Origin of the sequence: Bradyrhizobium cosmicum (assembly GCF_032290525.1) — a bacterium.
Taxonomy (GTDB): Bacteria; Pseudomonadota; Alphaproteobacteria; order Rhizobiales; family Xanthobacteraceae; genus Bradyrhizobium; species Bradyrhizobium cosmicum_A.
This window is the reverse complement of the sequence record NZ_JASXTA010000074.1, coordinates 1-774: the sequence shown is the minus strand read 5'-3', so window position 1 is coordinate 774 and position 774 is coordinate 1. Positions and strand designations below refer to the sequence as shown.

Annotated in this window: 1 protein-coding gene; it reads left to right on the top strand. The window is 63.8% G+C overall.

Annotation, left to right across the window (positions count from 1 at the left end):
• Positions 1-25: 25 nt before the first annotated feature.
• Positions 26-774: IS66 family transposase (gene tnpC, locus QSV46_RS39075; RefSeq protein ID WP_314964007.1), on the top strand; the 749-nt coding region annotated here is incomplete at its 3' end.

Below are 774 nucleotides of genomic sequence, written 5' to 3'. Positions count from 1 at the left end.
GCTGCCGCTGTATCGCCAGGAACAGATGTTTGCCGCCCAAGGCATCACGCTCGACCGGCAAACGCTGGCCTCGTGGATGGGCCGCGTCGCCTGGTGGCTGAAGCCGCTTCACGCGCTGTTGCGCCGCGCAGTGATGTCCTACCCGCGGCTGTTTGCCGACGAGACGCCGCTGCCAGTTCTCGATCCCGGCCGTGGCAGAACCAAAGTCTGCCAGTTCTGGGCGATCGCGACCGACGACCGCCCGTGGGGCGGCCCGGCGCCGCCGGCAGTGGTCTACGTGTTCGCCGAGGATCGCAAGGCGATCCGCGCCAGGCAGCTGTTTGGAGATTACGACGGCATCCTGCAGGTCGATGGCTATGCTGCCTACAAGGGCCTGATCAAGAACGGCGGCCGTCTGATGCAACTTGCGTTCTGCTTCGCGCATGCGCGGCGGAAGTTCTGGGACGTTCACGTCGCGACGAAGTCGCCGATTGCCGCGGAAGCGCTGCAGCGGATCGCGATGTTCTACGCCATTGAGGATCGCATTCGCGGTTTGCCGGCGACGCAGCGAGCTACGGTGCGGCAATCCGACACTAGGCCGCTGATCGAGGACTTCAAACCCTGGCTCGAGGCGCGACTGCTGGAAGTCTCGAAGAAGTCCGGTCTGGGCAAAGCCATCCGCTACACCCTCAACCATTGGGACGGCCTGACGCGCTTCATCGATGACGGACGCATCGAGATCGACAGCAATACGGTCGAGCGCAGCATCAAGCCGATAGGCCTGGGAAAGAAGAA